Origin of the sequence: Rhodophyticola porphyridii (genome assembly GCF_003688285.1) — a bacterium.
GTDB lineage: Bacteria > Pseudomonadota > Alphaproteobacteria > Rhodobacterales > Rhodobacteraceae > Rhodophyticola > Rhodophyticola porphyridii.
Genome location: NZ_RCNT01000006.1, coordinates 270,972 through 297,419, shown reverse-complemented (window position 1 = coordinate 297,419; position 26,448 = coordinate 270,972). Strand labels below are relative to the sequence as shown.

Below are 26,448 nucleotides of genomic sequence, written 5' to 3'. Positions count from 1 at the left end.
CTTGCGCTCCTTCAAATCGCCCAATTAGTTTGCTCTCAACCCCTTGTTTTTCCACAGAATCGGCTCCAAGCAGACCTTCACTGCGGTCGCGAGCGCACCTCGGCGGTACGGAGCGCGGGTGAAGGTCCGGTTGGCGGACGAAGCGCACTTTCCCGCCTTGACTAGCAAAGTCCGCTTCCCTTCGCCTGGAGATCCATTTTTCTGCCATCTTGAGAGTGCTATACGGCGAGGATACTCTGGTTCTTGAGGTTGATGTGAGACCTGCCAATTGTGATATCGGATACGCAGAAGCGCTTCTTTCCACCTACGCGTCAGGCTGGGCACACAAGACAGTTCAAGCCATAAAGTCTTCAGGAACTGACAACGCACTTTTCCTGCTTGATGACGATTGTGTCCTAAGGATTCCCATAAGGCCGTCGGCAGTGGAACTCTTGACGAAGGAGCTCGTGTGGCTCCCAAGTTTTGCAGGGCTGCCGCTCGAAGTTCCGAAGGTTCTTTTTCACAGCCAAACGAAATCCCAACTCGGTTTCGACTTTGGAATACTCACTTGGCTCGAAGGCTCCGTCGCATCAGAAGATAGGATTGATGACCCAATTGCGGCAGCAGGAGCCTTGGGGAGTTTCCTGTGCAAGTTGCATCAAAAACCTATCAAAAATGCGCCCCACGCTGGGCCGGGAAACAACAATCGCGGCATTGATTTAGCTGAGCTGACAGAAAAAACCCTGTCGAGCATCGAAGTGCTTGCGGATGAGATTCATGCAGATGAAGCGCGCGATCTTTGGCAGCATGCCTGCTCAATGCCCTTCCGAGGTCGGCCTGTCTGGACCCATGGAGATTTGAAAGCGGACAACATGCTTGCGCAGGATGGCCAGTTGGCCGCAGTTATAGACTGGGGCCTCTCAGCAGTTGGCGATCCCGCGGTCGACATCGCAGCCGCGTGGACCTGGGTTTCGCCCGAAGCGCGCGCCGTGTTTCAATCCGCTTCCGGTGCAGACGACGCCTCTTGGAAAAGAGCGCAAGGCTGGGCTCTTTATTGCGCAACCATTGCTTTGAGCTTTTTCCGCGGCCGGTCCCATGAAGTGCTCTGCAATCAATCGAGGCGAACGCTTCAGATGCTGGGCTTACGGCGAAGCTGACATTGGTGCGCCTTGCAGCATCCGCCACTTTGGGCTCAAAACCGACCCTCACCGCGATTTGCATGAAGGGCAGCCTTGCCGGTTTTCTCAAGTCCGGGTCAGTTTTGCCCCCAAGGTCAGAGTTATCTGACAGTCGACGGGCACGCGCTTGACACGCATCAAGGTCCGACCTCCGCGATCTTGTCACGCTCCAGTCCAGGAAAAGGAGATCCCGCGATGACCACACCGAACTTCAGCAGCAGGCTCGAAACCCCGAACCTTCTGGTGATCGAAACCCATGGCGCGCTCGATGCCGTCGGTATGGAGGTGGCGCTCAGCATGCTGGTCGCGGAAATGGAGGGGATGCACCATGGCGGCGTTCTGATCCGCGCCGAAGGGGTGGAATGGCCCAGCCTGGGCGCGATCGGCGTCGAGCTGCGCCATTGGGTGCAACTCATGGCCATGGTGGAGAAGGTCGACAAGGTCGCCCTTCTGACCGACCGGTCATGGGTCAAGACCCTTGCGGGCATCGAAAGTGCTCTGATCCCCAATCTGGTGATCAAAAGCTTCCCGCCGGATGCTGAGGCGGAGGCCCGCGACTGGCTGGCGGCCCCGCTGAGCGTGGATGCGACCGCAAGCTGATCGCAGAACGAGCCAACCGCTGCCTCACCCCGAACAGGGTGCGCACCCGTGCTAGTGGGAGGGTTTTGGCGTCTCCTGCGCCGAATTGGCCGTCTTGGGCGGGTTCGGAACCGGCGTGCCCGGCAAAACCGGGGCCACCCGCCCCGTCCGCACCCCGCCATCGGCCTCCAGCGCCGCCTGCACGCTCTTGTCGTCAGGGGACTGCCCGGACGCGTCCCTGGCGGCGGCGTCGGTGCCGGCGGTTCTGCCCTCCTCGCCTTCGGGAGGCATGTCGGCGGATGTGGTCTCCTCAGGGGTCGGGGCGGCATCCGCCGTCGCCTTCTCTCCGGGTGCGGGCAGGGCCAGAGCCTCATCCGGGAAGTGCTCGGGCGGTTCGGGCAGAATGTGGCCGCTTGCCGGGTCGATGGTGACCCGGGGCTTGTCGGGCAGCGCGTCGATCGCCTCGTTCAGTTCGGTCACGAGACGAACGAAGCTCTCCCGCTGTGTCTCGATCTTCACTTCAGGCTTCTTACGGCCTCCAAAAAGAAATTTCAGCATCTCTCCCCCTGAATTGCAGCGCGTCACCGGTTCCCAGACTAGCGGGCCGTGCGATGATCCCAAAGCCAAATTCGCGCTTCTGCGACGATCGGCGGGGACAGGCTTGGATTATGCCGTGAAACCGGGCACATCTGGGGGGCCCGACGGAAAAGGACTCCCCGAGATGAAGATCGCGACATTCAACATCAACGGCATCAAGGCCCGCGCGGCCGCCCTGCCCGACTGGCTGGACGAGGCCAGACCCGATGTGGCGCTGTTGCAGGAGATCAAGACAGTCGACGAAGGCTTCCCCCGCGAGATGTTCGAGGAGCGCGGCTACAATGTGGAAACCCACGGGCAGAAGGGCTTCAACGGGGTTGCGATCCTGTCGAAACTGCCTCTGGAGGATGTCTCCCGCGGCCTGCCCGGCGATGACGATGACACACAGGCCCGGTGGATCGAGGCAACCGTGATCGGCGAGACCGCGGCGGTTCGGGTCTGTGGGCTGTATCTGCCCAATGGCAATCCCGCGCCGGGGCCTAAATACGATTACAAACTTGCCTGGATGGCGCGGATGGAGGCCCATGCCCGCGCCCTGCTGGCGACCGAGATGGCCGTGGTTCTGGCGGGCGATTACAATGTCATTCCCCAGGACGAAGACGCCGCGCGCCCGGAGGTCTGGCAAGATGATGCGCTGGCGCGCCCCGAAAGCCGGGCGGCGTTCCGGCGTATCCTGAACCTCGGCTTTACCGACGCGTATCGCGCGCGTGTCTTCGGTGGCGGGCATTACTCCTTCTGGGATTATCAGGCCGGCGCCTGGAACAGGAATGACGGGATCCGGATCGATCACCTGCTGCTCAGTCCGCAGGCGGCCGACCTGCTGACCGATGTGCGGATAGATCAAGAGATCCGCGGCCGGGAAAAACCGTCGGATCATGTGCCGGTGTGGGTCGATCTGGCGGCGTGACGGTCCGGCCCGCGCCCTGCCCCGGCTCAGCGCTCCGCCCGCTCCGCGCGATCCCTGTCGGGCTCGATGAAGATCGGGACCAGAAACGTCAGGAAGACCAGCCGATAGATATGGTGCAGCGCGGTGAAGGCGGGATCCGCCTCCAGCATGATCGACAGTGCGGCCATGGTTTCCAGCCCCCCCGGCGCGAAGGCGATCATCAGATCGGTGAGCGGCAGCCCGGTCATGCGGTTCACCACCAGCGCCGCGGCGAGCGTCGCGGCCAGCGCCAGCGCGGTCAGAAAGCCCGACGCCGCCGCCGCGCGCATCACCAGATTCAGCGTGACACCGGAAAACCGTGTGCCGATCAGGGTGCCCATGATCGCGAAGGTCGGGATCACCACCCAGAGCGGCATGCCCCCCGGCACAAGGCCCGAGCCATGGGCCACGGTCGACACGGCCATCCCGGCCAGCAACAGGGCCGCGGGCACATTCTTCCGCTTCAGAAGCAGGCCCAGACCGGCCGCCATCGCGACGATCACCGCCAGCGCCGGCAGCGCCATGGTTGTGGCGGGCGCGAGGCTCATCGACAGGTCCGCCTCGGTGATCAGGGCGACCACGGCGGGCACCAGAAGCGTCAGGATCAGAACCCGCAGCGACTGGATGACCGCGACGATGGGGATATCCGCCTTGACCTCGGTCGAGAGCGACAGGATGAAGCTCAGATGCCCGGGCGTGGCCGCCAGCCGCGCGGTGTTGCGGTCATACCGGAACAGCCGCCCGACCGCCCATGAGCCGCCGAAGAAGATCACCAGCAGCAGCAGGCTCAGCATCGCCAGCGGGATCGGCCATTGCCGCGCGGCGGCCAGCACTTCCGGCGTCACACCGGTGCCCATGCCAACCCCGATCAGCACGAAGCAGACATCCCGTAGCGGCATCGGAACCGCCGTTCTGACCCCCATCAGCGATGCCGCGGAAACCAGCGCCGCCGGCCCGGTGAGAAACGGCGCGGGCACACCTAGCGCCCAGGCGATCACCGCACCTGTCGCCCCGATGGCAAGGGTAAGAATTGTGGTCTGCATCAGTCCCCGCTGGAGGAGGTCTTCTCATATGCCCTGTCTTTGACCCGGCGCAGCCAACCGGTCAAGAAGGGCAGCAGCAGGCAGGCCGCCGCGATGGCCAGGATCGTCACCGTCAGCGGACGCTCCCACAGGAAGGACCAGCTGCCGTTGTTGATCAGCAGGGCGCGGCGCAGGTTCTCCTCCATCATCCCGCCCAGAATGAAGCCGAGGATCATCGGGGCCATGGGAAAGTCCAGCACCCGCAGGATCACCGCCGCCACTGCAAAGATCACCATCAGCTGGATGTCGAATGTGTTGAAGCTGACGAAATAGACGCCGATCAGGCTGAAGAAGAGGATGAGCGGCAGAAGGAACCGCGACGGGATGGCAAGAACCTTGGCGATATAGGGGATCAGCGGCAGGTTCAGCACCAGAAGGATGATGTTGCCGATCCACATCGACACGATGACCGACCAGAAGATCTCGGGCTGGTCCACATAGAGACGCGGCCCCGGCTGGATACCATAGCCGATCAAGGCGCCAAGCATGATCGCCGTGGTGCCCGATCCCGGAATGCCAAGCGTCAGAAGCGGCACGAAGGAACCGGTGGCGGCGGCGTTGTTTGCGGTTTCCGGGGCCGACAGGCCGCGGATCGAGCCCTTGCCGAACTCGGCCCCCTTCTTCGGGCCCGCGATGCGCTGTTCCGTGCCATAGGCCAGAAAAGAGGCGATGGTGGCCCCGGCCCCCGGCAGAACGCCGATCAGGAACCCCAGCACGGAGGAACGCCCGATGACCGGGGCCATCTCCCTGACCTCCGCGCGGCTCACCTTCATCGAGCCGAGATTTTCCGATGCCTCCTTTTCCTTCTGACGGTCCGCATCGCCCTTGGGCCGAAGGATCGCCATCAACGCCTCGCTGAGAGCGAAAGTCGCCATGACGAGAAGCAGGAAGGAGATCCCGTCGATGAGGTCGATGATCCCGAGGGTGAAGCGCGGTACGCCCTGCGTCTGGTCGGTGCCGACCGTGGACAGCATCAGCCCGATCACCGTCATCAGCAGCGCCTTGATCATGTCGCCCTTGCCCGCGAAGGCGGAAACCGCGACCAGACCCAGCACCATGAGCGCGAAATAGTCGGTCGACTGAAAGCTGAGCGAGACCGAGGCCAGAAACGGCGCCGCGACCAGAAGAAACAGCGCTGCGATGACACCGCCCGAAAAGGACGAATAGGCCGCGATGGCCAGCGCCTTGCCGGCCTTGCCCTGTTTCGCCATCGGATAGCCGTCGAAGGAGGTGGCGACGGTGGAGGCCACACCGGGTGCGTTGATCAGGATCGACGAGGTGGACCCCCCGAAGATCGCGCCGTAATAGACCGCCGCCATCAGGATGATGCCCGCCGACGGGTCGAGCGACGCGGCGATGGGGATCATCAGCGCAATGGCTGACATCGGCCCCAGCCCCGGCAGCATGCCGATAAAGGTGCCCACAAGGCAGCCCATCATCACGAAGAGCAGGTTTTGCAGCGTCAGGGCCGTACCGAGGCCGATCATAATGCCTTCGATCATGAGAGGGCCTCCGTGGATGAGATGTGTCGCGCGTGCCGAACCGGTCCCGCGACGGGTCGGGCGAGAGCCGGCCGGGGGATGGCACCGGGACGGGCGCGAAAGGCCGGCAGAGCGTGGAGAGGGCCGGCTGCGCCCGCGGCCCCGGTCACGTCATGACCGGCCTGCGCCCGCAGAGCGCATATGGGCGAGGGCCCCAAGATGCGGGTTCGGGGCGGAATGGCGTCGGCGCATCTCATTCCCTCAGGAACCCGGGCCAGGGTTCGATGAACACGTCCAGCCCCTGGGTCATCAGCACCCAGAATGCCACCACAAGCGGAACCGAGGCCAGCACCAGCGGCACCAGCTTGCGTTCGCCCAACAGAGCATATCCGATCATCAGGAACAGCGACGTGGACAGGATGAAGCCCAGCGGGCGCACCGTGAACCCATAGGCCGACATCAGCACCAGAAACAGCCCCGCCTTGAGCCAGTCCGCGCCGCCAAGCTCCGGTCTTTCCGACTTGCCGGGCAGGATGATCGTCCACAGGGCCAGCCCGATCCCCAGGATCGAAAGGATTTCCGGCATCGTGCGGGCGTGAAAGGCCGCACGCTCCTGAAACGGCAGCAGCCGGATATCCTGGCTAAGCCAGGCATAGATCAGGCAGAACAGCAGCAGCAGAACCCCGCCAATCCGGTCTTTGGAAAGCATCATGGCACGCCGCCCCCTCCTGCCCTTTGGTGACGGGCCGCCCCCGGTCAGGGACGGCCCGAATTGTCTCAGCCCCTCAGAGGAAGCCCAGATCGCGCATCAGATCCCCGATCACCTGTTCCTGATTTTCCAGGAAGGCGTTGAAATCCTCGCCACGGTTCCAGATCTCGACCCAGCCGTTGCGGTCGCGCACGGCGGTCCAGGCTTCGGTCTCATACATCGCTTCCAGTGCATCGCGATAGGCATTCACCTGCTCGTCGGAAATGCCGGGGGCGGCAAAGAACCCGCGCCAGTTCACGAACTCCATGCCTTCGGCACCGGCCTCGGCGCAGGTCGGCACATCGGCGGCGGCATCGACACGCTCGGCCGCCGTCACGCAGAGAATGCGGACCTCACCCTGATTGGCCAGCGCGATGGCTTCGGAAAAGCCGGTAGAGAGCGCCTGTATCTCGCCGGTCAGAAGGCCCGCCATCGCCTCCCCGCCCGCGTCATAGGGGATGTACTTCACATCCGTGGGGTTACCACCTGCGGCCTGGAACACCATCGCGGCCACCAGATGATCCATCCCACCCTCGACGGAGCCGCCGCCGATGTTGAGTGCGGTCGGATCAGCCTCGAACATCTCCAGAAGCTGGGCAAAATCCGTAATCTCGCTGTCGGAATGCACCACCATCGCCGCATAGTCCCCGATCGTGCCCGCCACCGGCGTCAGATCGCGGAAGGATTGCGGAAACACGCCCTGAAGCGAGCGGATCACGATCGGCGTGGAGTTGACCATCATCACGCCCGGATCGTTGGTTTCGATCAGATGGGCAATCGCAAGACCGCCCCCGCCGCCGGACATGTTCTCATACGTCGCGCTGCCCACGAGGCCGCTTTCGGTCAGCGCCTCGCCGGTGCCGCGCGCGGTGCCGTCCCATCCGCCGCCTGCCCCGCCGGGGACCAGAAAGTGGATGCTGTCCACCACCTGATGGCCATCGGCCTGCACCATGGTCGCGCCGGACGCGGCAATCGCGGCGGCCACGAAGGCCGCCTTTGTCATTTTCATCATCTGTATTCCTCCCTTGGCAGGTCTCGACACCTGCTCGGCTTCAACCCTAGCGACATTTCATCGGACGGTTCAAGACATTCATTGCAACCGCTTGCAATTGCCAATTCTTACTGCCCACGACGCGATTTTTGCGCATTTAACGATACCGTGACCGGGCAATCGTAGCTGGATCGCGCGCTTCACAAAACTGTTTCAAATCCGTAACGTCGCCGATACATGAGAAGTCTATCGCCGCCGGGCAGAGCGTTAACGCTCACGTAACTACCAACAACCAGCCCCGGCCGAGACCATGTGTTTGTACCGGGAGGAGGAATTCCAACATGAAAACCAAGCTGTTTTTCGCCGCGACCGCGGTAAGCGTCATCGCCGTCACGGCGGCGCAGGCCCAGGATCGGGTCGAGATCAATTTCTGGCACGCTATGGGCGGCCAGCTGGGCGAGCGCGTCGACCAGTTCGCGTCCGATTTCAATGCGATGCAGGACACTTATCAAGTCAACAGCATCTATCAGGGCAACTATACCGAAACGATGACCACGGCGGTTGCGGCCTTCCGTGCGGGCGAGCAGCCCCATATCGTGCAAGTCTTCGAGGTCGGCACCGCAACAATGATGTCAGCCGCGGATAACGGCGCGATCTATCCGGTCCACCAGCTGATGGAAGATGCAGGCATCGAATTCGACGAAGCGTCCTACATCTCGGGTGTGATCTCCTATTACAGCGACACCGAGGGCAACCTCCTGTCCCTGCCCTTCAACTCCTCCACGCCCGTGATGTGGTACAACGCCGACATGTTCGAGGCCGCGGGTGTCGAGGTTCCCACGACCTGGGACGAGGTTGTCGAAGCGTCCCGCGCGCTCAAGGCGAACGGCGTCGAAAGCCCGTTCGGCTTCGGCTGGCAGTCCTGGACGATGATCGAGAACTATTCGGCCTGGCACAACATCCCGCTCGGCACGATGGAAAACGGCTTCGCCGGCGTCGGTACCGAGTTCACCTTCAACAATGACGCTGTGGTCAACCACATCCAGCGCATTGCGGATATGGGCGAAGAGGGCCTCTTCACCTATGGCGGGCGTCGCGGCGACAGCCGGGGCATGTTCGTCAATGGCGAGGTGGCGATGTGGATCAACTCCTCCGCCTATTATGGTGGCTTCGTGAACGACATCACCGATTTCGAATTCGGTCAGGCGATGTTGCCGCTCGACACGGACGTGGCCGATGCGCCGCAGAACTCCATCATCGGCGGCGCCACGCTCTGGGTGCTGCAGGGCCACGAAGCGGACGAGTATCAGGGTGCGGCCGAATTCCTCGCCTTCCTGTCCACCGCCGAGCAGCAGGCCGACTGGGCCGGCTCCACCGGCTATGTGCCGATCACCACTGCCGCGGCAGATCTGATGACCGAGCAGGGCTTCTTCGAGGAGAACCCCGGCACCGACACGGCCATTGAACAGCTCAGCCTGAATGAACCGACCCCCGCCAGCCGCGGGCTGCGCTTCGGCAACTTCGTGCAGATCCGCGACGTGATCAACGAGGAGCTGGAGGCTGTCTGGTCCGGTGACAAGACCGCCCGCGAGGCGATGGACGCCGCCGTAGAGCGGGGCAACGATCTGCTGCGCCGCTTCGAAGCCGCGAACAGCTAAGCTCCACCTTTCCAGAACCGGCCGGGCCTGATACCCGGCCGGTTCACCCTTTCCGGATACCCGCCGCTCCTCATGCAAAAACGTGTTGTTTTCCGATCCTGGTGGCTGCCCTATCTGCTGGTTCTGCCGCAGATCGCCGTCACTCTGGTGTTCTTCATCTGGCCCGCCTATCAGGCGCTTGAAACCTCATTCTATATCGAGGACGCCTTCGGCTTTTCGCGCAACTTCGTCGGGCTGGAGAACTTTCGCGCCCTGTTCAACGACCCGGGCTACCTGCGCAGTTTCTGGACCACGCTGGTTTTCGGGGTCTCGGTCACCTTCCTGTCCATGTCCATCGCGCTGGCGCTGGCGGTCTGCGCCAACCGGGTGATCCGCAGCGCCACCACCTACCGGACCTTTCTGATCTGGCCCTATGCGGTGGCCCCGGCGCTGGCCGGCGTGATCTGGTTCTTCATGATGAACCCGTCGCTCGGCATCATCGCCTACTGGCTGGAAAGCCTCTTCGGCTATGACTGGAACCACTATGTCAACGGGCGCGAGGCCCTGATCATGGTGATCATCGCGGCGGCGTGGAAACAGATCAGCTACAACTTCCTGTTCTTTCTGGCCGGGATGCAGTCGATCCCGAAATCCATGATCGAGGCCGCGGCCATCGACGGGGCCAGCCCGACACGCCGGTTCTGGACGATCGTCTTCCCGCTGCTGTCGCCCACCACTTTCTTTCTTCTGGTCGTGAACCTCGTCTACGCCTTCTTCGACACCTTCGCGATCATCCACGCCACAACCTCGGGCGGACCGGCGGATGCCACCTCGATCCTCGTTTACCGGGTCTATTCCACAGGCTTCGTCGGGCAGGATTACGGGTCTTCGGCGGCTCAATCGGTCATCCTGATGGGGATCGTGATCGTGATGACGGTGATCCAGTTCCGCTACGTCGAACGCAGGGTGAACTACTGATGGTTGAAAATCGCCCCTTTCTGAAAATCCTCACCCATGCGGTGCTGATCCTCGGCGTACTGTTCCTGTGTTTCCCGGTCTGGATGGCACTGGTCGCCTCGACCCATCCGGGCGACGCGCTCGTTCGCTCTCCCATCCCGATGTGGTTCGGGGATCAGGCGGTGGAGAATTACACCACGCTTCTGTCCGGTGGCGTGGCCGAGGCCGGCGGCGTGCCGGTGCTCAGGATGATGTGGAACAGTCTTCTCATGGCGCTCGGCATCACCTTCGGCAAGATCGCGGTCAGCCTGCTGGCGGCCTATGCCATCGTGTATTTCCGCTTCCCCTTCCGCATGGGGTTCTTCTGGCTGATCTTCATCACGCTGATGCTGCCGATCGAGGTGCGCATCCTGCCCACCTATGACATCGTGACCAATCTGGGCATGCTCAACAGCTACTGGGGCCTGACGGTGCCACTGATCGCATCGGCCACGGCGACGTTTCTGTTCCGGCAGTTCTTTCTGACCATCCCGGACGAACTGGTGGAGGCCGCGCGAATCGACCGCGCCGGCCCGATCCGCTTCTTCTTCGATATCCTCCTGCCGCTGAGCCGCACCAATATCGCGGCGCTCTTCATCATCCTCTTCATCTTCGGCTGGAACCAGTATCTCTGGCCCTTCATCATCACCACGGATGTGGATCTCTACACGGTCGTGATGGGCATTCAGCGGATGGTGAATATTGGCGAGGGTCTGCCGATCTGGCACCTGACAATGGGCACTGCAATTCTGGCGCTGATACCGCCGGTCGTGGTGGTGCTGGCGATGCAACGGCTCTTTGTCAAAGGGCTGGTGGAAAGTGAGAAATAAGACATGGCAGAGTTGACGCTGAAAAATGTGGGCAAGACCTATCCCGGCGGGGTGACCGCCGTGGCGGGTGCCGATTTCCAGATCGCGGACGGGGAGTTCATTGTGCTGGTCGGCCCCTCGGGTTGCGGCAAATCCACCATCCTGCGGATGATCGCCGGGCTGGAGCAGATCACCGAAGGCGAGATCAGCATCGGGGGCCGCGTGGTCAACAAGCTCGAACCGGGGGAGCGGGACATCGCGATGGTGTTCCAGAATTACGCACTCTACCCGCATATGTCCGTGCGCAAGAACATGGAATACGGGCTCAAGAACGGCCGGATGCCGAAAGACGAGATCGCGCGCCGCATCGCCGAGGCGGCGCGGACCCTGCAACTGACCGACTATCTCGATCGCAAGCCGCGCCAGTTGTCCGGCGGTCAGCGTCAGCGCGTGGCCATGGGCCGCGCCATCGTGCGCGAACCCGCGGTGTTCCTGTTCGACGAACCGCTGTCGAACCTCGATGCCAAGCTCCGCACCCAGTTGCGCGCCGAACTGAAGGACCTGCATGCCCGGCTTGGCGCGACCTTCGTCTTCGTGACTCATGATCAGGTGGAGGCGATGAGCCTCGCCGACCGGATCGTGATCATGTCGGCGGGCCGGATCGAACAGATCGGCACACCGATGGAGCTCTATTCCAGCCCCGCCAGCCGCTTCGTGGCGGAGTTCATCGGCGCCCCGCCGATGAACATCTACCCGCTCGCCTCGCCCGCCGGGCAGGCGCTGTGCACCATGGCGGGCGCGCAGCCGCCGGGCGCGGCCCTTGCGGGCATCCGCCCCGAAGCGCTCCATGCCGGCGGCAGCGGCCCCGAGGCGCAGGTTCTGCTGGTGGAGGCCCTTGGCGCGGAAATGCTCGTCCATGTGAAGCTGGGAGAGGATCGCCTGATCCTGCGCGCGCCGCTGGAGGCGGCCATGCAGCAGGGTCAGACCGTGCAGCTTTCCGCACCTGCCGAGGCGATCACCTTCTTCGACGGGGAGGAGCGGGCGATGGCGCCGGTAGCGGCCCCAAGCCTGAGCATGGTGGACTAGGCGCGCGCGCCCGGCCCATCCGCCCGGTCAGCGGCCCGCCACCGGCACCGGCCCGGGCCCTTGCGATCCGCCGGTCAGGGAGGCCCAGGCATCGTATTGCGACAGGAACACCTCGCCCGTCAGCGCATCCAGAAAATGGGTGCGCGTCAGCCGGTCGGTCACCGGTCCCTTCACCTCGCTCAGATGCAGCCGGATATCCAGATCGCCAAGCCGCTCGTTCAGCGCCTCAAGGCTTTCCAGCGCGCTCAGGTCGATCGCGTTCACCGCGGAACACATCAGCACGACATGGCGCAGCGCGCGGTCCTCGGCCACCCGGTTCAGGATGTAGTCCTCAAGAAAACGGGCATTCGCGAAATAGAGGCTTTCGTCGATCCGGATCGTCAGGACCGCCGGGTCGGTCTCCACCCGGTGGCGCAGGATGTTCCGGAAATGCTGGGTGCCCGGAACAAGCCCCACCTCGGCCACATGCGGGCGCGAGGTTTTCCACAGATGCAGCAGCACCGACAGGATCACCCCGGCCGACACCCCGATTTCAACACCAAAGCCAAGGGTCAGCACGATGGTGGCCGCGACCGCGCCGAAATCGGCCTTCGAATAACCCCATGCGCGTTTCAGAACGCCGAAATCGACAAGGCTCAGCACCGCGACGATGATCGTGGCCGCGAGGGTCGCTTTCGGCAGGAAGAAAATCAGCGGGGTCAGCGCCAGCGCCGCGATCGCCAGCCCAAGAGCGGTAAAGGCGCCGGCGGCGGGCGTTTCGGCGCCCGCGTCGAAATTCACCACCGACCGCGCAAAGCCGCCGGTCACCGGATAGCCACCGGTGAAGCCCGCGCCGATATTGGCAGCACCCAGTCCGATCAGCTCCTGATTTGGGTCGATCCGCTGACGTTTCTTGGCGGCCAGGGTCTGCGCCACCGAGATCGACTCGACAAATCCGATGACCGAGATCAGCAGCGCCGGCACTAGCAACGCGCTCACCAGATCGGGGGAAAAGGCGGGCATGGTCAACGGCGGCAGGGATTGCGGCACCGCGCCCACGATGGCCACCCCCTGTTCGGACAGGTCCAACCCCCAGACCAGCAGCGTCGTCACGATCACCGCCAGAACCGGGCCCGCCTTGGTGGCGATATCGGCCGGGCGCGCCCCCAGCCCAAGCCGGATCAGGGCCGGTTTCATGCCCTTGCGCACCCAGAACAGAAAGCCCGTCGCCGCGACCCCGATCGCCAGCGTCGTCATATCTGTCTGCGGCAGACCGGCCAGAAGCGACGTGCCGATCTCCACCAGCGTATGGCCCGACGCCTCCACGCCGAGAATGTGTTTCACCTGGCTGATGGCGATCAGGATGCCGGAGGCGGTGATGAACCCCGAAATGACCGGATGGGACAGGAAATTGGCGATGAACCCCATCCGCAACACGCCCAGCAGCAAGAGGATACCGCCCGACAGGACCGCCAGCGTCAGCGCCGCGACCGCGTAGCCGGCGGTTCCCTGCTCGGCCACCTGCCCCACCGCCGCAGCCGTCATCAGCGACACAACCGCCACAGGGCCCACCGCCAGCGCCCGTGAGGTGCCGAAGACCGCATAAAGCAGGATCGGCGCGATCGAGGCATAAAGCCCCGCCTCCGGTGGCAACCCGGCCAGCAAAGCATAGGCCAGCGATTGCGGGATCAGCATGATCGTGACGATCACCGCCGCAATCAGATCTCCGGTCAGCGCCGTACGATCATAGCGCCGCCCCCAGTCCAGGATCGGCAGGTAACGGGTAAAGTCGGTTCGGGACATAGATCAGACAAAGCCAAATTGATTTACAGTATCAATATTTGACAATATATCACAACTTCAACCCCTCACGGCATGCGGCATGACGAAACCGGGCCTGCGGCTCGACGGGCTTACTCTGTCGTGAACCCGGCGTCCTTGTGGCTGCCATCGCAATAGGGCTTGTTGCCCGACGCGCCGCAACGGCACAGATAGAGCTTCTCGGTCGTGTCGAGCGCGCGCCCCGATCCGGCGATCAGTTCCAGATTGCCCGAGATGATAACCGGGCCATTCGGGGCGACGCGCAGGTTCAGCGGCCCGGTCCGGGCTTCAAGCGGTGCGGCCTCCTCATTCGCGGCGGGCTCGGAGGTGGCGGTGAACCCCGCCTCGATATGGGAGTTGTCGCAAAAGGGCTTGTTTGCCGATTTCCCGCAGCGGCAAAGCGTGACGCGTGTATAGCTCTCCTCTCCGATGACGATCTCGCCCCGCAACTCCACCGGTCCGTTTTCCCACAGGCGGGCGGTGTTCACCTCCGGCGTCGGCTCCTCCCCGCCCTGCTTGCGGGTATAGCTGAGTGCCCCGGACGGGCAGGCCTCGATCACACGCACCAGCGCCTCGGGGTCGGTATCGCCGGGCTGGATCCAGCCGCCCTTGGCCCCGGGTCTGAACACACCGGGCAGGCCCAGCACGCAGCGGCGCGCATGAATGCAGGTTCGGGCATCGAAAGTGATGGTCAGGGCATCGGTCTCTACCGGGCGCATGGGGGTCTCCATTGGCTGGGGTCATCCCCGTACAGAACCACGGGCCAGCCCGCCGCGGCAACAGGTTTGGCCTGCGCGCGGGCCCGGGTTTTGCCCGAAAGCCCGTTTGTGCGCCGCAATAGGTCAATGCTGACCCGAATCGCAAAACTTCCCATGCCGTCTTGTCGGCGGTCCCTTGCCAAGACGGATTTAGCGGCCATACTCCGCTCATCAACTTCAGGGAGCACATAACAATGACACTTCGCTTTACCGCGATGGCCACCGCGCTGCTGGCCACCACTGCCATGACCGCCGCGCCGCTCGATGCGGAAACCCTGCGATGGGCCCGCGCCGCCGAAGCCCTCACCCAGGATCCCCATGCCCAGAACGAGGGGCCGACGACCACGCTCAACCATCAGGTCTATGAGCCGCTGATCCTGCGGAACATGGAGGGCGCCATGGAGGCCGCCCTGGCAACCGACTGGCAGCCCTCGGGCGACGACCCGAATGTGTGGGTCTTCACCCTGCGCGAAGGCGTGACCTTCCACGAGGGCCAGACCTTCGACAGCGCCGATGCCGTCTTCTCGCTGAACCGCGCGATGTCGGCCAACTCCAACTTCCGCGAATTGCTGAGCGGCGTTGTGGATGTCCGCGCCACCGGGCCCTACACGGTGGAGATCGAAACGGACGGGCCGAACCCGCTTCTGCCGAACAACCTGACCAATATCTTCATGATGGATGAAGGCTGGTCCACCGAGAACGACGCGGTCGAGGTGCAGGATTACGCCGGTGGCGAAGACACGTTCAGCGCGCGCAACTCCAACGGCACCGGTCCTTACGTGATGTCCAGCCGTCAAGCCGATGCGCAGACTGTGCTGACCGCCTTCGAGGATTACTGGGGCATCGGGGAGTTCCCGCTGTCCGCCTCCGAGATCGTCTTCACGCCGATCCAGAACCCCGCGACCCGCGTCGCGGCGCTCTTGTCGGGCGAGGTTGATTTCATTCAGGACGTTCCGGTGCAGGATCTGGAGCGTGTGGCGGGGGCCGATGGTCTCGGCCTTGCCACCGCGCCGCAAAACCGGGTGATCTTCTTCGGGTTGAATGTGGGGGCAGACGATCTCGAGCGGGACAGCGTCGATGGGGCGAACCCGCTGGCCGACCGCCGGGTGCGCGAGGCGATGGATATCGCCATCAACCGCGAGGCGATCCAGCAGGTCGTGATGCGCGGGCAATCCGCACCCGCCGGTGTCATCATGCCCCCGCCCGTCCATGGCTGGACCGAAGAGCTTGACGCCTACCCCGCCTATGACGTCGAGGCCGCGCGGGCCCTGATGGAAGAGGCCGGCTATGGCGAGGGGTTCACGATCCAGCTCGACTGCCCGAACGACCGCTACGTCAATGACGAGGCGATCTGCCAGGCGGCGGTGGGCATGTTCGCCCAGATCGGGATCACCGTGAACCTCTCCGCCCTGCCCCGCGCCCAGCATTTCCCGCTGATCGCCAATGGCGAGACGGATTTCTACCTGCTGGGATGGGGCGTTCCGACCTATGACAGCGAGTACATCTTCAACTTCCTCTACCACACCCGCGACGAAGGCCGCGGAAGCTGGAACGGCACCGGGTTCTCCAACGCGGTGATGGACGAGATGATCGTCGGTCTGTCCTCCGAGGTGGATCTGGCCGAGCGGGACGGCATGATCGCAAGCCTCTGGCAGATGGCCGAGGAAGAGCTGATCTATCTGCCGATCCACAACCAGATCCTGAACTGGGGCATCAGCGACAGCTGGAGCACCGTGGTGGATGCGGATGACCAGGTGAAATTCAAGTATTTCACCAGAAACTGAACGCGACAGGCAGCGGGGCCATGTCCCGATGCAAGCGCAGTCAGGGGGCGTCGCCGGATGACCGGCGGCGCCCCTTGGCGTGTCGAAGATCCCCGGCCGGTCCGATGGGGTACGGGAAATCGGTTCAATTGCGTGATTTTTCGCGCCCGGCACCCCGCTCCGCTTAGGTATTGGTTTACCTATCCGGTCTAGCGTCGGCGGACTGATGCCCCCTGCCGGAGAGCCGTCTTGACACCGTTCCGATCCGACGAACGCGGCCGCATGCGCGCGCTGGAAAACTACAACGTCCTCTATACCGAGCGGGAGGCCGCCTTTGACGCGATAACGCAGTTGGTGCAGGCCACGGTCGGCACCGAAGTGTCGACCATCGCGCTGATCGACGAACATCACCAGTGGTTCAAATCCGCCACTGGCGTGGATATCCGCGGCACCGAACGCGGCCTCGCCTTCTGCGACTACACGATCCGCAAGCCCGAGATACTGGCCGTGCCGGACATGCTCCAGGATACCCGGTTCAATGCCAACGCGCTCGTGGCGGGGGCGCCCTTCGTGCGCAGCTATATCGGCTGTCCGCTCCGCACGCCCGAGGGCTACCAGCTTGGAACGATCTGCGCCATCGGGCTGCAACCCAGGGATTTCACCGAGACCGACCGGACCATCCTGTCGCACCTGTCCACGGTGATCATCGACATACTCGAAAAACGGCGCCGGCTTGAGGAACTCCGGCCGATCAGCCAGATGGTCGACCGGGCCCGGTGGCAGGCGATGTTGCAGGAAGATATCCTGAGCGACCGGCCCTTGCCGGCGCTGGCCGCGATCAGAGTCGATGATTTCGACGAGATCTCGGATCTTTACGGATCCCGGATGGCCGACAGGCTGATCTCCGCGATCATGGATCACGTCACCTCCCACATCCAGTCAGGCGCCCGCGTCGCTCGGCTCAGCAAGTCCGTGTTCGGGGTTGCGATGCACGATACGGATACGGAAAACGCGGAATGGGTGATGGATATGCTCCGGGAAAAGATCGGCGATATGGTCGTCGACCTGGCGCCCGGCGATGTGGGCTGTTCCACCGTCAGCATCGGGCTGGTCCGTCCCGGCATCAGCGAAAAGATCGACACGGTCTGGGACCGGCTCAAGCATGCGCTGCACCGTGCAAGCACACAAGGCCCCGATGTTCTGATCTCCGAGATAGATCAGGGATCGCCGCTCGACTGGGCCGTGCGCAGCGCGTGATGGCCCATATACCATCCGCCGATGGCCGGTTGCGCCTCACGGGGTTGTGATCGGGGTCTCTTTGCGCCGGCGCGGCTTCTCGGTCAGGCTGCCGCAGGCCCTGACGGCAGGGCGCATATCTGCAAGGGACTGCTTTCGATGAAACGCGCATTGACACTCACCGCCATGGCGCTGTGCCTTGGCACCGCGGCGACCGCGGAAACCTTCCGGTGGGCCACCACCACCGATCCGCAAACCATGGACCCCCACGCGGTCAGCTCGGCACCGGTGCTTGGCTTTCTGAACAATGTCTACGAGGGGCTTGTCCGGCGCGGCCGCGACATGTCGATCGAACCGGCGCTCGCCACGGACTGGGAGCCGATCGGGGCCGGCGATGGCTGGCGTTTCACCCTGCGCCAGGGCGTGACCTTCCATGACGGCAGCGACTTCACCGCCGAGGATGTGCTGTTCTCCTATCAACGCGCATCCTCGGAACAGTCGGATGTGGCAAGCTGGTTCTCCCCTGTATCCGAGGTCATCGTGGTCGACGAATTCACTGTGGACATCATGACCACCTCGCCGCAGCCGATCTTTCCCGACAGCATCGCCAACTGGATGATGATGGACAGTGGATGGGCGGCGGCCAATGGTGCGGAACTGCCCGCCCGCGACGCGGAAAACCACGCCACGCTGAACGCCAACGGCACCGCTGCCTTCATGCTGGCCGAACGGCAGCCGGGCCTCAGCACCGTTCTGGTGCCCTTCGACGGCTGGTGGGGCGATGTGGAGCATAACATCACCCGCGCCGAACTGACGCCGATCCAGAATTCGGCCACCGCTGTCGCCGCGCTCCTGTCGGGCGATGTGGACATGATCGACCCGGTGCCGATCCAGGATGCCGCGCGGTTGTCGGAAACGGATGGCGTCAAGGTTGTCCAGGGGATCGAGGCGCGCGTGATCATGCTGGGCTTCGCCCATGACCACGAGGTGCTCTACGGGGGCGCCGATGCAGGCGCGCCGAACCCGTTTGCCGATGTCCGCGTCCGGCGCGCCGTGGCCCATGCGGTGAATGTCGACGCGATCCTGCAAACCATCATGCGCGGCAATGCCGAACCCGCCAGCCAGCTGGTCAGCCCAGCCATGCGCGGCTATTCCGAGATCCATGCGGCCCGACCCGCCGTCGATCCGGACGCCGCGCGCGCGCTTCTGGCCGAGGCGGGGTATCCCGACGGATTCTCCTTCGGTCTGTCCTGCCCGAACGACCGCTATCTGAACGACGAATCCGTCTGTCAGGCCGTGGTCGGCATGCTGGCGCAAATCGGGCTGGAGGCGCAGCTTGATGCGATGCCGGTTTCGAATTACTGGCCCGAACTGCGGGCCGATAACTTCGACATGTATCTTCTGGGCTGGTCGCCCGGCACCTTCGACGCCGAACACCCGATCCGCTTTCTGGTCCATACATCGGGCGAGCGGCTCGGCACGTGGAATTTCGGCGGCTATTCCAACCCGCGTATCGACGAGATGCTTCCCCTGATCCAGTCCGAGATCGACGATGCCGCGCGGCAGGCCATGCTGGACGAGGCCGCCGGCATCATTCAGGAGGATATGGTCTATCTGCCGATGTATGTGCAGCCGCTGATCTGGGGCACCCGCGACAATATCGACCTCACGCAACGCCCCGACAACTTCTTCATCCTGCGTTGGGTGGCTGTGAACTGAATACCGGTTTCACGCCGCCGCCGGGCCTTGTCCGGCGGCGGTAGGCCGGAATGCGCAGAGAGGCGGCCGCGCATGCCGTCTTCCGGACGGCATCGCCGGGCCGCAGGCGCGCCCCGAGCGGCCCGATCGGGGAAAACTTGGATCACAACGCTCTCCTCCCCCGCGCAGAACCCTTGACCCGCGCCCGCCCGCAACGCAGAACAACGGGATGCTCAACTATATCATACGCCGCGTGCTGCAATCCGTTCTTGTGCTTCTGGTCGTGGGGCTCGTGGCCTTCGCCATGTTCCGGTTTGTGGGCGATCCGGTCGACAACATGCTCGGTCAGGAACGCACCATGGAGGATGTGGAACGCCTGCGCGAACAGCTTGGCCTCGACCAGTCTTTCGTGGTGCAGTATTATCGCTTCCTTGAGGGCGCTGTGCAGGGCGAATTCGGGATTTCCTACCGTCAGGGCCGGCAGGTTTCCGAGATCATCGCCGAGCGCATTCCGGCAACGCTTGAACTGGCGGCGGTCTCCGGGGTCTTTGCGCTGGTCCTTGGCATCGGGCTTGGCGTCTTCACAGCGATCCGACGAGATGGTTTCGCCTCGAACGCGATCATGACCCTGTCGCTGATCGGCGTGTCGCTGCCCACCTTCCTGATTGGTATACTATTGATATACCTCTTTTCGGTGGAGTTGGGCTGGCTGCCGAGTTTCGGACGCGGCGAGGTTGTGCAGATCGGCGGCTGGTCCACCGGCTTTCTGACCCAATCGGGCCTCATGGCGCTGATCCTGCCTTCGATCACGCTCGGCCTCTACCAGATGACATTGATCATGCGGCTGGTCCGCTCGGAAATGCTGGAGGTGCTGCGGCAGGATTACATCCGCTTCGCCCGCGCGCGCGGACTTAAACAACGCGCGATAAACTTCCGCCATGCCTTGAAAAACACGCTTGTGCCCGTGATCACCGTGACCGGGTTGCAGCTTGGCTCGATCATCGCGTTCGCCATCATCACCGAAACCGTGTTCCAGTGGCCCGGTGTCGGGCTCTTGTTCATCAACGCGATCCAATTCGTCGATATCCCGGTGATGGCCGCCTATCTGATGCTGATCTCGGTCATGTTCGTGGGCATCAATCTGGCGGTTGATCTGCTCTACGTGGCGATTGATCCGCGGCTGCGGACCGAAGGGAAAAGCTGATGACCGACACGCCGATCACCCCGCCGGAGAAAGCCCGCGCGCGGTCGCGCCTCTATATGGCGTGGGACAGCGACGTGGGCTATTCCTTTCGCCACTCGCCGGTGGCAATGGTCTCGCTCTTCGTTACGCTTCTGCTTGTTCTGGCGGCCGTTTTCTCCCCGCTGATAGCCCCCCATGACCCGTTCAACCCGGCAACGCTGAACCTGATGAACGGGTTCACCCCGCCGGGCGAGGCCAATGCGTTCACCGGCGAAAGCTTTCTGCTAGGCACCGACGATCAGGGGCGCGACGTGTTTTCGACCATCCTCTACGGGCTGCGGATTTCGCTCTTCGTGGGCTTCGCCGCGGTGCTGTTCGCCATGGTGCTGGGGATCTCCCTCGGTCTTCTGGCGGGCTATGTGGGCGGCTGGACCGAAACGATCATCATGCGCGTGGCCGATGTGCAGCTGACCTTCCCCGCAATCCTTGTCGCGATGCTGATCTTCGGGGTCGCCAAGGGGATCACGCCCATCGAATACCGCGATCAGGTCGCGATCTGGGTGCTGATCATCGCCATCGGACTGAGTGACTGGGTGCAGTTCGCGCGGGTGGTTCGCGGCGCGACGCTTGTGGAGAAATCAAAGGAATACGTGCAGGCCGCGCGGCTGATCGGGCGCACCCCGCTGGCGATCATGGTGCGTCATATCCTGCCCAACGTGCTTTCGCCCGTTCTGGTGATCGCCACGATCTCGCTGGCGCTGGCGATCATCGCCGAGGCGACGCTCAGCTTCCTGGGCGTCGGCGCGCCGCCGACCCAACCCTCGCTCGGCACGCTGATCCGGATCGGTCAGGGCTTCCTGTTCTCCGGCGAGTGGTGGATCCTGTTCTTCCCGGCCTGCACGCTGCTGGCGCTGGCACTCGCGGTCAACCTGCTCGGGGACTGGCTGCGCGACGCGCTGAACCCGAGGTTGCGCTGATGAAGGGGGCCCGTGATGGAGGTCGATTGGGGGCGCTACATCGCGCAGGTTCTTCTGGTGGTGGGCGTTTATTACGCGCTGGTGATGTTCTCGCCGCTGCCGCGCCTGTCACGCGGCAAGCAATTCGCGGTGTTCGGCGGCATCGTCTTCGTGCTGCTGTTTGTCTTCGGGCTGGTCTGGCCATGATGGGAGGGCGCTCCGATGGCATTGCTTGAGATCAGCAACCTGACGGTGGAGTTCCCCACCCGACGCAAGACCTTCGTCGCCGTCAACAAGGCCGATCTGACTGTCGAACCAGGCCAGATCCACGGTCTGGTGGGCGAAAGCGGGGCCGGCAAATCCACCATCGGCGCCGCCGTCATGGGTCTTCTGGATCCGCCGGGGCATATCACCAGCGGCACGATCCGCTTCCGGGGCGAGGAGATCTCGGGGCTGGATGCCGCCGCAATGCAGGCGCTTCGGGGCAGGAAGATCAGCATGATCTTTCAGGATCCGCTGACCTCGCTGAACCCGCTTTTCACCGTGAAACAGCAACTTGTGGAGACCATTCAGGAGCATCTGGGCTTTGACGACGCGGCGGCCGCAGCCCGCGCAATCGAACTGATCAACCGCGTCGGCATTCCCGACCCGGAAATCCGTGTGAACCAGTATCCGCACCAGTTTTCGGGCGGGATGCGCCAGCGTGTGGTGATCGCGCTTGCGCTGTGTTCCGAGCCTGACGTGATCATCGCGGATGAGCCCACGACCGCGCTCGACGTGTCGATTCAGGCGCAGATCCTCGACCTGATCAAGGAACTGGCGCGCGAACGCCAGGTGGGTGTGATCCTGATCACCCATGACATGGGCGTGATCGCCGACACGACCGACAAGGTCACCGTGATGTATCAGGGTGAAGTCGTCGAAAGCGGGGCGACGGCACAGGTTCTGGGCCAGCCAGATCATCCCTATACGAAATCGCTGATCGCCGCCGTTCCCCGCCCTACGGTCAAGCTGAACCGGTTCCCGCTGATCAGCTATGGCGGACGGGTGACGGAGTTCCATATCGAGGATCTGGCACGCAACTGGCCCTCCACCGAAGCCGAGCGGGGAAGCGCGCTGCTGGAGGTTGCGGGGCTGACCAAGCGGTTCCTGCAAAAAGCCGCCCTGCTGCCGTCGCGCCGGGAATTCTTCACTGCGGTCGACGATGCCAATTTCGAGATCCGTCAGGGCGAGGTGTTCGGGCTGGTGGGCGAAAGCGGGTCGGGGAAGTCCACCATCGCGCGGATGATCGCGGGGCTTTATCCGGTCGATGAGGGATCGGTCCGCTTCGAAGGCCAGGAGGTGACGGCGGGGCGGCGCGGCGTGCCCGATTTCTACCGCAAGCAGATCCAGATGATTTTTCAGGATCCCTATTCCAGCCTGAACCCGCGGATGCGGGTCGATCAGATCGTGGCCGAGCCAGCCCGCCATCACGGGCTGCTGTCGGGAGAGCCGTTGCAGGCGCGGGTCAGCGAATTGCTTGACCGCGTCGGTCTGGGGGCGGATGCGGGTCTGAAGTATCCGCACGAGTTTTCGGGCGGGCAACGGCAACGGATCTCAATCGCGCGCGCGCTGGCAACGCAACCGCGCTTCCTGATCTGTGATGAACCGACCTCGGCGCTGGATGTCTCCATCCAGGCCCAGATTCTCAATATTCTCAAGGACTTGCAGGAGCATCTGAATCTGACGATGTTGTTCATCTCCCACGATCTGCCCGTGGTCCGGCAAATGTGCGACCGGGTGGGCGTTCTCAAGGGCGGCAAACTGGTCGAGGTGGCCGATACCGAGGATCTGTTCGCCAGACCGCAGCATCCCTATACCCGCGATCTGCTGTCACTGATGCCCAAGCTTGACGGGCTGTCGAACGAGGGACTGGCGGTCGCCTGAAAAGACCGGCCTGCCGCGGTACCGGCCTTGGATAGGATGGCCGGATGGCTCATGACGTCTCTCCGTGCAGGGCGGCGCCTTGGCAGTTGGCGCCGCCCTGCCCATAGGTCCTGGTGACGAGGGCAAAAAAGCCTACCTCCCGCCTGTGGCCAAGGGATCAGGCCCAGACAAGAGCAATTGTGAAAAGGTGGGGAGACGCGGGAAAGGCGCTTGAGCCTAGCAGCCCGGCGCGCGGACAAGACCCCAGCCAAACTCCGCATCCCGTCCTGGACTGCCCAGATCGACGGAAGCGGCGCGCAGCCGGTTGCGCACCGTCTGGACCGACGCGGAGGGGGCCAGACGCGCGGCCAGTGCCGTGACGATCGGCGCCGCGTAGGATGTGCCGGAGGCGTAACTGCCACCGCGTCGCGTGGCGACGAAAAGATCCACACCCGGGGCCGCAAACTCGATGTGAGTGCCGAAATTGGCACGCCGGTATCGTCGATAACCTGCATCAATGGCAGTCACGGCGATGACATCGGGGTAGCCCGCCGGATAGCTCGCCAGATCACGGCCGCTATTGCCTGCCGCAGCGATCATCACCGCGCCACGCCCGGCTGCGGCTTCCAGCACGGCCGCCATGGCCCGGTTCTGCGGCCCGGCGAAGGACATGTTGATCAGGCGCACATTCCGGCTCAGCAGCCGGTCGATGGCCGCGGCAATCCGCTCGATATCGCCCGCCTCCCGCCCGGCGTTCCGGGAAAAGGCGGAAATGGCATGTAGCCGGGCGCCGCCGGCCAGACCTGTCAACGGCCCGCCCCCGTCCTGCCCGGCCATCAGGATCGCAATGGCCGTGCCATGGTCCGTAGCGGGCGGGCGCTCCCCCCGGTTCAGAACGCTTTCGTTCGTGATCTGGACGGCTTGCAGCGCGGGGTGCGAGGTATCGACAGGCCCGTCGATCAGGCCAAGCGTGACCGAGCCGGGGATGCGGCAACGGCCCGGCTGCGTCACGCCCACCATCTCGGGGGCATATATCCGCGGGCTGCCCTGGGCGAACCGGTAAAAGGCATGAATGTCGACGAAGCTTTGCGGCGCGGCCTGGGCCAGGATCCGTTCCGCCTCGGCCAGTTGCAGACGGTTGCGGAAATCGAAGAACAGCCCGCGCCGGTTGAGCGTCGGGTAATCGCGGGTCCGGCGCAACTCCGCGCCCGCCGCGGTCAAGGCCTGGATGACGGCGTTGGACTGGCCCGGCGGGCCGATCACGATGTATTCGAGGCGGTTTCCGGCGATCCTGTGCGCGTCGGTGGATGGGGCGTTGCGGGTTTCCTCCCACGCCCCGTCATCCCTTGGTGTCGGCTCGCCTTGCCCGCGGGGGCCCTGCTGGCCGGTTGTCTGTGCTCCGACCGCAGCGGGCAGCGCGACGCCCAGCAGAACGATCAGAAGCAGCGCGATAACCCGCATTTCATCCACCTCGTCTCAAGGGGCTATGACTTCCAGCGTATCGATCAGACGCCCTTCCGCCGCGAGGAGCATCTCTTCAGCCGCCTGAATTCCAGTCTCGTCCAGCACGGCCAGTTCATAGAGGCCCAAAGCAGAGGGCCCGGCGGAAATCTCAACCCCCGCATTCAGCAACAGCGCGCGGATCTGGGCTTCTGTCGCGTCCGGGGCGAAGCCTACCACGAAATCGGCTCCGGCCGCGCCACCGCTGGCCAGTTCGAACCCGGGATCGCCGGGCGCGTTCAGCAAGATGACGGATTGCGCCAAACCAATCGCCAGAACCAGCGCCGCGGCGATCTGCCAGATCCGCAACCGCCGGATCGGGACGACATTGCCGGGCTCCTCCCCCGGGGCGGAAGACGCAGGCCCGTCCCGGTCGACATCGCGCATCAGCCGGGCCAGTCCGAACTCACCGGGGCTTTCGACCTCTTCGGCCTGCATCTGCTTGCGCAGGGCCGTCAGAACCTCCAGTTCGGCGCGCAGATCGGCACTATCGGCAAGTGCCGCATCGACCTCGGCGCGCTCCGCTGCGTCGAGAGTGCCGTTGACATAAAACGGCAGAAGCTCTTCGGCAGACCTGGTCATGCGGGTGCCCTCCGTGCGACACGGCCGGACAGGCAGCGCATCAGCAGCTTCTTGGCGTGGAAGATCCGGGTCTTGATCGTGCCTTCCGGCACGCCTGCGATCTCGGCGATCTCGCCATAGGTCATGTCGTCGTAGAACGCCATCGAGATGGCGGCCCTGTGGTCATCCTTCAACGTGCCAAGACAGTGGCGCACATGTTCGGCCTCCTGCCCCGCGGCCAGGCAAGTCTCCGCATCGGGGCCTTCATCCGCGCTGTCGGGAACGTCTCCCACGAGATCGGTGCGCCCGCGTTTGCGATGGGCATCGATCACCTTTCGATAGGCGATGCCGAATATCCATGTCTGCACTTTCGATCTCCCTTCGAAACGGCCGGCGGAACGCCACACCTCCATGAATACGTCATGGAGTATGTCGCTGGCCTCGAACGGATCGTTCAATCTGGAACGGATAAATCTGAAAACCGGCTTTTCCAGTGCCCGGTATAGCGCCGCCAGCGCCTGCCGGTCGCCATCGGCCATGCGGGCCAGCAATGCGGCCTGGGTCTGATCTTCGGTCATGGAGTCACGGACATGGATGCAAAGAGACTGTGTGAGCCGGATTGAATGCGTCTTGCTATATTACCGCCGTCTATCGCATTTCGGGCGATCAGGCAAACACAGCGCCCGCGCGCTCACACCTCCAGATCGGCGACCAGTATTCCGTCGGCGCCTCCGGTCGCGGCGGCCACCAGCAATGCGCCCGCCCTTTGATGATCCGGGTGGTTCTCATAGGCCAGATGGGCCGCGCGATCCGCAAAACTTATGATGAAGCCGTAGGGATAGGCCCCGGTTTTCTCCTCGAAATCCCGGTTGGGGCCATGGGCCAGATCAAGCATGCCAGGGATCTTGGGCAAAAGCCCCTCGATCAATGTCATGGCTTCGACGGTTTGCACCAAGGCATCAGGTGTGTTCGCGGCAACAAAAACGCAGTGCTTCAGCAT

Annotated in this window: 25 protein-coding genes; 14 read left to right on the top strand and 11 right to left on the bottom strand. The window is 63.6% G+C overall.

Going from position 1 to position 26,448, the window contains the following annotated elements:
• Positions 1-215: 215 nt before the first annotated feature.
• Positions 216-1,136 (top strand): aminoglycoside phosphotransferase family protein, encoded by a 921-nt coding sequence (locus tag D9R08_RS13530; protein WP_158599002.1) that lies wholly within the window; start codon positions 216-218, stop codon positions 1,134-1,136.
• Positions 1,137-1,352: 216 nt separating this feature from the next.
• Positions 1,353-1,757, top strand: coding sequence for a SpoIIAA family protein (locus tag D9R08_RS13525; protein WP_121898577.1), 405 nt, complete (start codon positions 1,353-1,355; stop codon positions 1,755-1,757).
• 51 nt (positions 1,758-1,808) lie between these two features.
• Here the strand turns inward: D9R08_RS13525 and D9R08_RS13520 are convergent, their stop codons facing one another.
• Positions 1,809-2,294: a hypothetical protein gene (locus D9R08_RS13520; protein WP_121898576.1), complete on the bottom strand. Its 486-nt coding sequence runs from the start codon at positions 2,292-2,294 to the stop codon at positions 1,809-1,811.
• 163 nt (positions 2,295-2,457) lie between these two features.
• Here D9R08_RS13520 and xth point away from each other — a divergent pair, with 163 nt between their 5' ends.
• A complete protein-coding gene (gene xth, locus D9R08_RS13515) occupies positions 2,458-3,240 on the top strand; it encodes an exodeoxyribonuclease III (RefSeq protein WP_121898575.1) in 783 nt (260 codons plus the stop codon).
• Between the two features lie 26 nt (positions 3,241-3,266).
• Here xth and D9R08_RS13510 read toward each other — a convergent pair whose 3' ends face one another.
• The 4 genes from D9R08_RS13510 to D9R08_RS13495 form a co-directional block, all read right to left on the bottom strand.
• Positions 3,267-4,301, bottom strand: a complete 1,035-nt coding sequence (locus D9R08_RS13510; protein WP_121898574.1) for an AbrB family transcriptional regulator — start codon at positions 4,299-4,301, stop codon at positions 3,267-3,269.
• On the bottom strand, positions 4,301-5,842 hold the full coding sequence (locus D9R08_RS13505) for a tripartite tricarboxylate transporter permease (RefSeq protein ID WP_121898573.1): 1,542 nt from the start codon (positions 5,840-5,842) through the stop codon (positions 4,301-4,303). Before D9R08_RS13505 ends, D9R08_RS13510 begins: the two co-directional genes overlap by 1 nt.
• A 232-nt stretch (positions 5,843-6,074) precedes the next feature.
• A complete protein-coding gene (locus tag D9R08_RS13500; RefSeq protein WP_121898572.1) occupies positions 6,075-6,533 on the bottom strand; it encodes a tripartite tricarboxylate transporter TctB family protein in 459 nt (152 codons plus the stop codon).
• 73 nt (positions 6,534-6,606) lie between these two features.
• Positions 6,607-7,581, bottom strand: a complete 975-nt coding sequence (locus D9R08_RS13495; protein ID WP_199709353.1) for a tripartite tricarboxylate transporter substrate binding protein — start codon at positions 7,579-7,581, stop codon at positions 6,607-6,609.
• A 320-nt stretch (positions 7,582-7,901) separates the two neighbouring features.
• Here D9R08_RS13495 and ugpB point away from each other — a divergent pair, with 320 nt between their 5' ends.
• From ugpB to D9R08_RS13475, 4 genes are all read left to right on the top strand, one after another.
• Positions 7,902-9,218 (top strand): sn-glycerol-3-phosphate ABC transporter substrate-binding protein UgpB, encoded by a 1,317-nt coding sequence (gene ugpB, locus D9R08_RS13490; protein ID WP_121898571.1) that lies wholly within the window; start codon positions 7,902-7,904, stop codon positions 9,216-9,218.
• Positions 9,219-9,290: 72 nt separating this feature from the next.
• On the top strand, positions 9,291-10,175 hold the full coding sequence (gene ugpA / locus D9R08_RS13485) for a sn-glycerol-3-phosphate ABC transporter permease UgpA (RefSeq protein ID WP_121898570.1): 885 nt from the start codon (positions 9,291-9,293) through the stop codon (positions 10,173-10,175).
• The gene (gene ugpE / locus D9R08_RS13480; RefSeq protein ID WP_121898569.1) at positions 10,175-11,023 is read left to right on the top strand and encodes a sn-glycerol-3-phosphate ABC transporter permease UgpE; all 849 of its coding nucleotides are present in this window, start codon (positions 10,175-10,177) and stop codon (positions 11,021-11,023) included. Before ugpA ends, ugpE begins: the two co-directional genes overlap by 1 nt.
• Before the next feature lie 3 nt (positions 11,024-11,026).
• Positions 11,027-12,088 carry an ABC transporter ATP-binding protein gene (locus tag D9R08_RS13475; RefSeq protein ID WP_121898568.1) on the top strand — a complete coding sequence of 354 codons (1,062 nt, stop codon included), beginning with the start codon at positions 11,027-11,029 and terminating at the stop codon, positions 12,086-12,088.
• A 27-nt stretch (positions 12,089-12,115) separates the two neighbouring features.
• Here the strand turns inward: D9R08_RS13475 and D9R08_RS13470 are convergent, their stop codons facing one another.
• Together D9R08_RS13470 and D9R08_RS13465 are read right to left on the bottom strand one after the other, a co-directional pair.
• A complete protein-coding gene (locus tag D9R08_RS13470; protein ID WP_121898567.1) occupies positions 12,116-13,870 on the bottom strand; it encodes a SulP family inorganic anion transporter in 1,755 nt (584 codons plus the stop codon).
• A 110-nt stretch (positions 13,871-13,980) separates the two neighbouring features.
• A complete protein-coding gene (locus D9R08_RS13465; protein WP_121898610.1) occupies positions 13,981-14,607 on the bottom strand; it encodes a CDGSH iron-sulfur domain-containing protein in 627 nt (208 codons plus the stop codon).
• Between the two features lie 233 nt (positions 14,608-14,840).
• Between D9R08_RS13465 and D9R08_RS13460 the strand changes: the two genes are divergently transcribed.
• The 7 genes from D9R08_RS13460 to D9R08_RS13435 all read left to right on the top strand — a co-directional run bounded on the left by D9R08_RS13460 (position 14,841) and on the right by D9R08_RS13435 (position 23,408).
• On the top strand, positions 14,841-16,430 hold the full coding sequence (locus D9R08_RS13460) for an ABC transporter substrate-binding protein (protein ID WP_233557458.1): 1,590 nt from the start codon (positions 14,841-14,843) through the stop codon (positions 16,428-16,430).
• A 261-nt stretch (positions 16,431-16,691) separates the two neighbouring features.
• Complete coding sequence (locus tag D9R08_RS13455) at positions 16,692-17,666, top strand: sensor domain-containing diguanylate cyclase (RefSeq protein WP_121898566.1); 975 nt, start codon at positions 16,692-16,694, stop codon at positions 17,664-17,666.
• A gap of 138 nt (positions 17,667-17,804) precedes the next feature.
• Positions 17,805-19,364: an ABC transporter substrate-binding protein gene (locus D9R08_RS13450; protein WP_233557457.1), complete on the top strand. Its 1,560-nt coding sequence runs from the start codon at positions 17,805-17,807 to the stop codon at positions 19,362-19,364.
• A gap of 208 nt (positions 19,365-19,572) precedes the next feature.
• Positions 19,573-20,547 (top strand): ABC transporter permease, encoded by a 975-nt coding sequence (locus D9R08_RS13445; protein ID WP_121898565.1) that lies wholly within the window; start codon positions 19,573-19,575, stop codon positions 20,545-20,547.
• Positions 20,547-21,503 carry an ABC transporter permease gene (locus D9R08_RS13440; protein WP_121898564.1) on the top strand — a complete coding sequence of 319 codons (957 nt, stop codon included), beginning with the start codon at positions 20,547-20,549 and terminating at the stop codon, positions 21,501-21,503. The genes D9R08_RS13445 and D9R08_RS13440 overlap by 1 nt, the downstream gene beginning before the upstream one ends.
• 15 nt (positions 21,504-21,518) lie before the next feature.
• Positions 21,519-21,689: a hypothetical protein gene (locus D9R08_RS19145; protein ID WP_158599001.1), complete on the top strand. Its 171-nt coding sequence runs from the start codon at positions 21,519-21,521 to the stop codon at positions 21,687-21,689.
• Between the two features lie 15 nt (positions 21,690-21,704).
• Positions 21,705-23,408, top strand: coding sequence for a dipeptide ABC transporter ATP-binding protein (locus D9R08_RS13435; RefSeq protein WP_121898563.1), 1,704 nt, complete (start codon positions 21,705-21,707; stop codon positions 23,406-23,408).
• A gap of 216 nt (positions 23,409-23,624) precedes the next feature.
• Here the strand turns inward: D9R08_RS13435 and D9R08_RS13430 are convergent, their stop codons facing one another.
• The 4 genes from D9R08_RS13430 to D9R08_RS13415 form a co-directional block, all read right to left on the bottom strand.
• Positions 23,625-24,848 (bottom strand): S8 family serine peptidase, encoded by a 1,224-nt coding sequence (locus D9R08_RS13430; protein ID WP_121898562.1) that lies wholly within the window; start codon positions 24,846-24,848, stop codon positions 23,625-23,627.
• Positions 24,849-24,863: 15 nt separating this feature from the next.
• On the bottom strand, positions 24,864-25,469 hold the full coding sequence (locus D9R08_RS13425) for a zf-HC2 domain-containing protein (RefSeq protein ID WP_121898561.1): 606 nt from the start codon (positions 25,467-25,469) through the stop codon (positions 24,864-24,866).
• On the bottom strand, positions 25,466-26,026 hold the full coding sequence (locus D9R08_RS13420; RefSeq protein WP_121898560.1) for an RNA polymerase sigma factor: 561 nt from the start codon (positions 26,024-26,026) through the stop codon (positions 25,466-25,468). The genes D9R08_RS13425 and D9R08_RS13420 overlap by 4 nt, the downstream gene beginning before the upstream one ends.
• Before the next feature lie 113 nt (positions 26,027-26,139).
• The gene (locus tag D9R08_RS13415) at positions 26,140-26,448 is read right to left on the bottom strand and encodes a Dabb family protein (RefSeq protein ID WP_121898559.1); all 309 of its coding nucleotides are present in this window, start codon (positions 26,446-26,448) and stop codon (positions 26,140-26,142) included.

Bases quoted from the DNA above. Each gene is read 5' to 3' on its own strand.
- D9R08_RS13525 (WP_121898577.1), top strand. From the start codon at position 1,353: ATGACCACACCGAACTTCAGCAGCAGGCTCGAAACCCCGAACCTTCTG.
- D9R08_RS13520 (WP_121898576.1), bottom strand. From the start codon at position 2,294: ATGCTGAAATTTCTTTTTGGAGGCCGTAAGAAGCCTGAAGTGAAGATC.
- xth (WP_121898575.1), top strand. From the start codon at position 2,458: ATGAAGATCGCGACATTCAACATCAACGGCATCAAGGCCCGCGCGGCC.
- D9R08_RS13510 (WP_121898574.1), bottom strand. From the start codon at position 4,301: ATGCAGACCACAATTCTTACCCTTGCCATCGGGGCGACAGGTGCGGTG.
- D9R08_RS13505 (WP_121898573.1), bottom strand. From the start codon at position 5,842: ATGATCGAAGGCATTATGATCGGCCTCGGTACGGCCCTGACGCTGCAA.
- D9R08_RS13500 (WP_121898572.1), bottom strand. From the start codon at position 6,533: ATGATGCTTTCCAAAGACCGGATTGGCGGGGTTCTGCTGCTGCTGTTC.
- D9R08_RS13495 (WP_199709353.1), bottom strand. From the start codon at position 7,581: ATGATGAAAATGACAAAGGCGGCCTTCGTGGCCGCCGCGATTGCCGCG.
- ugpB (WP_121898571.1), top strand. From the start codon at position 7,902: ATGAAAACCAAGCTGTTTTTCGCCGCGACCGCGGTAAGCGTCATCGCC.
- ugpA (WP_121898570.1), top strand. From the start codon at position 9,291: ATGCAAAAACGTGTTGTTTTCCGATCCTGGTGGCTGCCCTATCTGCTG.
- ugpE (WP_121898569.1), top strand. From the start codon at position 10,175: ATGGTTGAAAATCGCCCCTTTCTGAAAATCCTCACCCATGCGGTGCTG.
- D9R08_RS13475 (WP_121898568.1), top strand. From the start codon at position 11,027: ATGGCAGAGTTGACGCTGAAAAATGTGGGCAAGACCTATCCCGGCGGG.
- D9R08_RS13470 (WP_121898567.1), bottom strand. From the start codon at position 13,870: ATGTCCCGAACCGACTTTACCCGTTACCTGCCGATCCTGGACTGGGGG.
- D9R08_RS13465 (WP_121898610.1), bottom strand. From the start codon at position 14,607: ATGCGCCCGGTAGAGACCGATGCCCTGACCATCACTTTCGATGCCCGA.
- D9R08_RS13460 (WP_233557458.1), top strand. From the start codon at position 14,841: ATGACACTTCGCTTTACCGCGATGGCCACCGCGCTGCTGGCCACCACT.
- D9R08_RS13455 (WP_121898566.1), top strand. From the start codon at position 16,692: ATGCGCGCGCTGGAAAACTACAACGTCCTCTATACCGAGCGGGAGGCC.
- D9R08_RS13450 (WP_233557457.1), top strand. From the start codon at position 17,805: ATGAAACGCGCATTGACACTCACCGCCATGGCGCTGTGCCTTGGCACC.
- D9R08_RS13445 (WP_121898565.1), top strand. From the start codon at position 19,573: ATGCTCAACTATATCATACGCCGCGTGCTGCAATCCGTTCTTGTGCTT.
- D9R08_RS13440 (WP_121898564.1), top strand. From the start codon at position 20,547: ATGACCGACACGCCGATCACCCCGCCGGAGAAAGCCCGCGCGCGGTCG.
- D9R08_RS19145 (WP_158599001.1), top strand. From the start codon at position 21,519: ATGGAGGTCGATTGGGGGCGCTACATCGCGCAGGTTCTTCTGGTGGTG.
- D9R08_RS13435 (WP_121898563.1), top strand. From the start codon at position 21,705: ATGGCATTGCTTGAGATCAGCAACCTGACGGTGGAGTTCCCCACCCGA.
- D9R08_RS13430 (WP_121898562.1), bottom strand. From the start codon at position 24,848: ATGCGGGTTATCGCGCTGCTTCTGATCGTTCTGCTGGGCGTCGCGCTG.
- D9R08_RS13425 (WP_121898561.1), bottom strand. From the start codon at position 25,469: ATGACCAGGTCTGCCGAAGAGCTTCTGCCGTTTTATGTCAACGGCACT.
- D9R08_RS13420 (WP_121898560.1), bottom strand. From the start codon at position 26,026: ATGACCGAAGATCAGACCCAGGCCGCATTGCTGGCCCGCATGGCCGAT.
- D9R08_RS13415 (WP_121898559.1), bottom strand. From the start codon at position 26,448: ATGCTGAAGCACTGCGTTTTTGTTGCCGCGAACACACCTGATGCCTTG.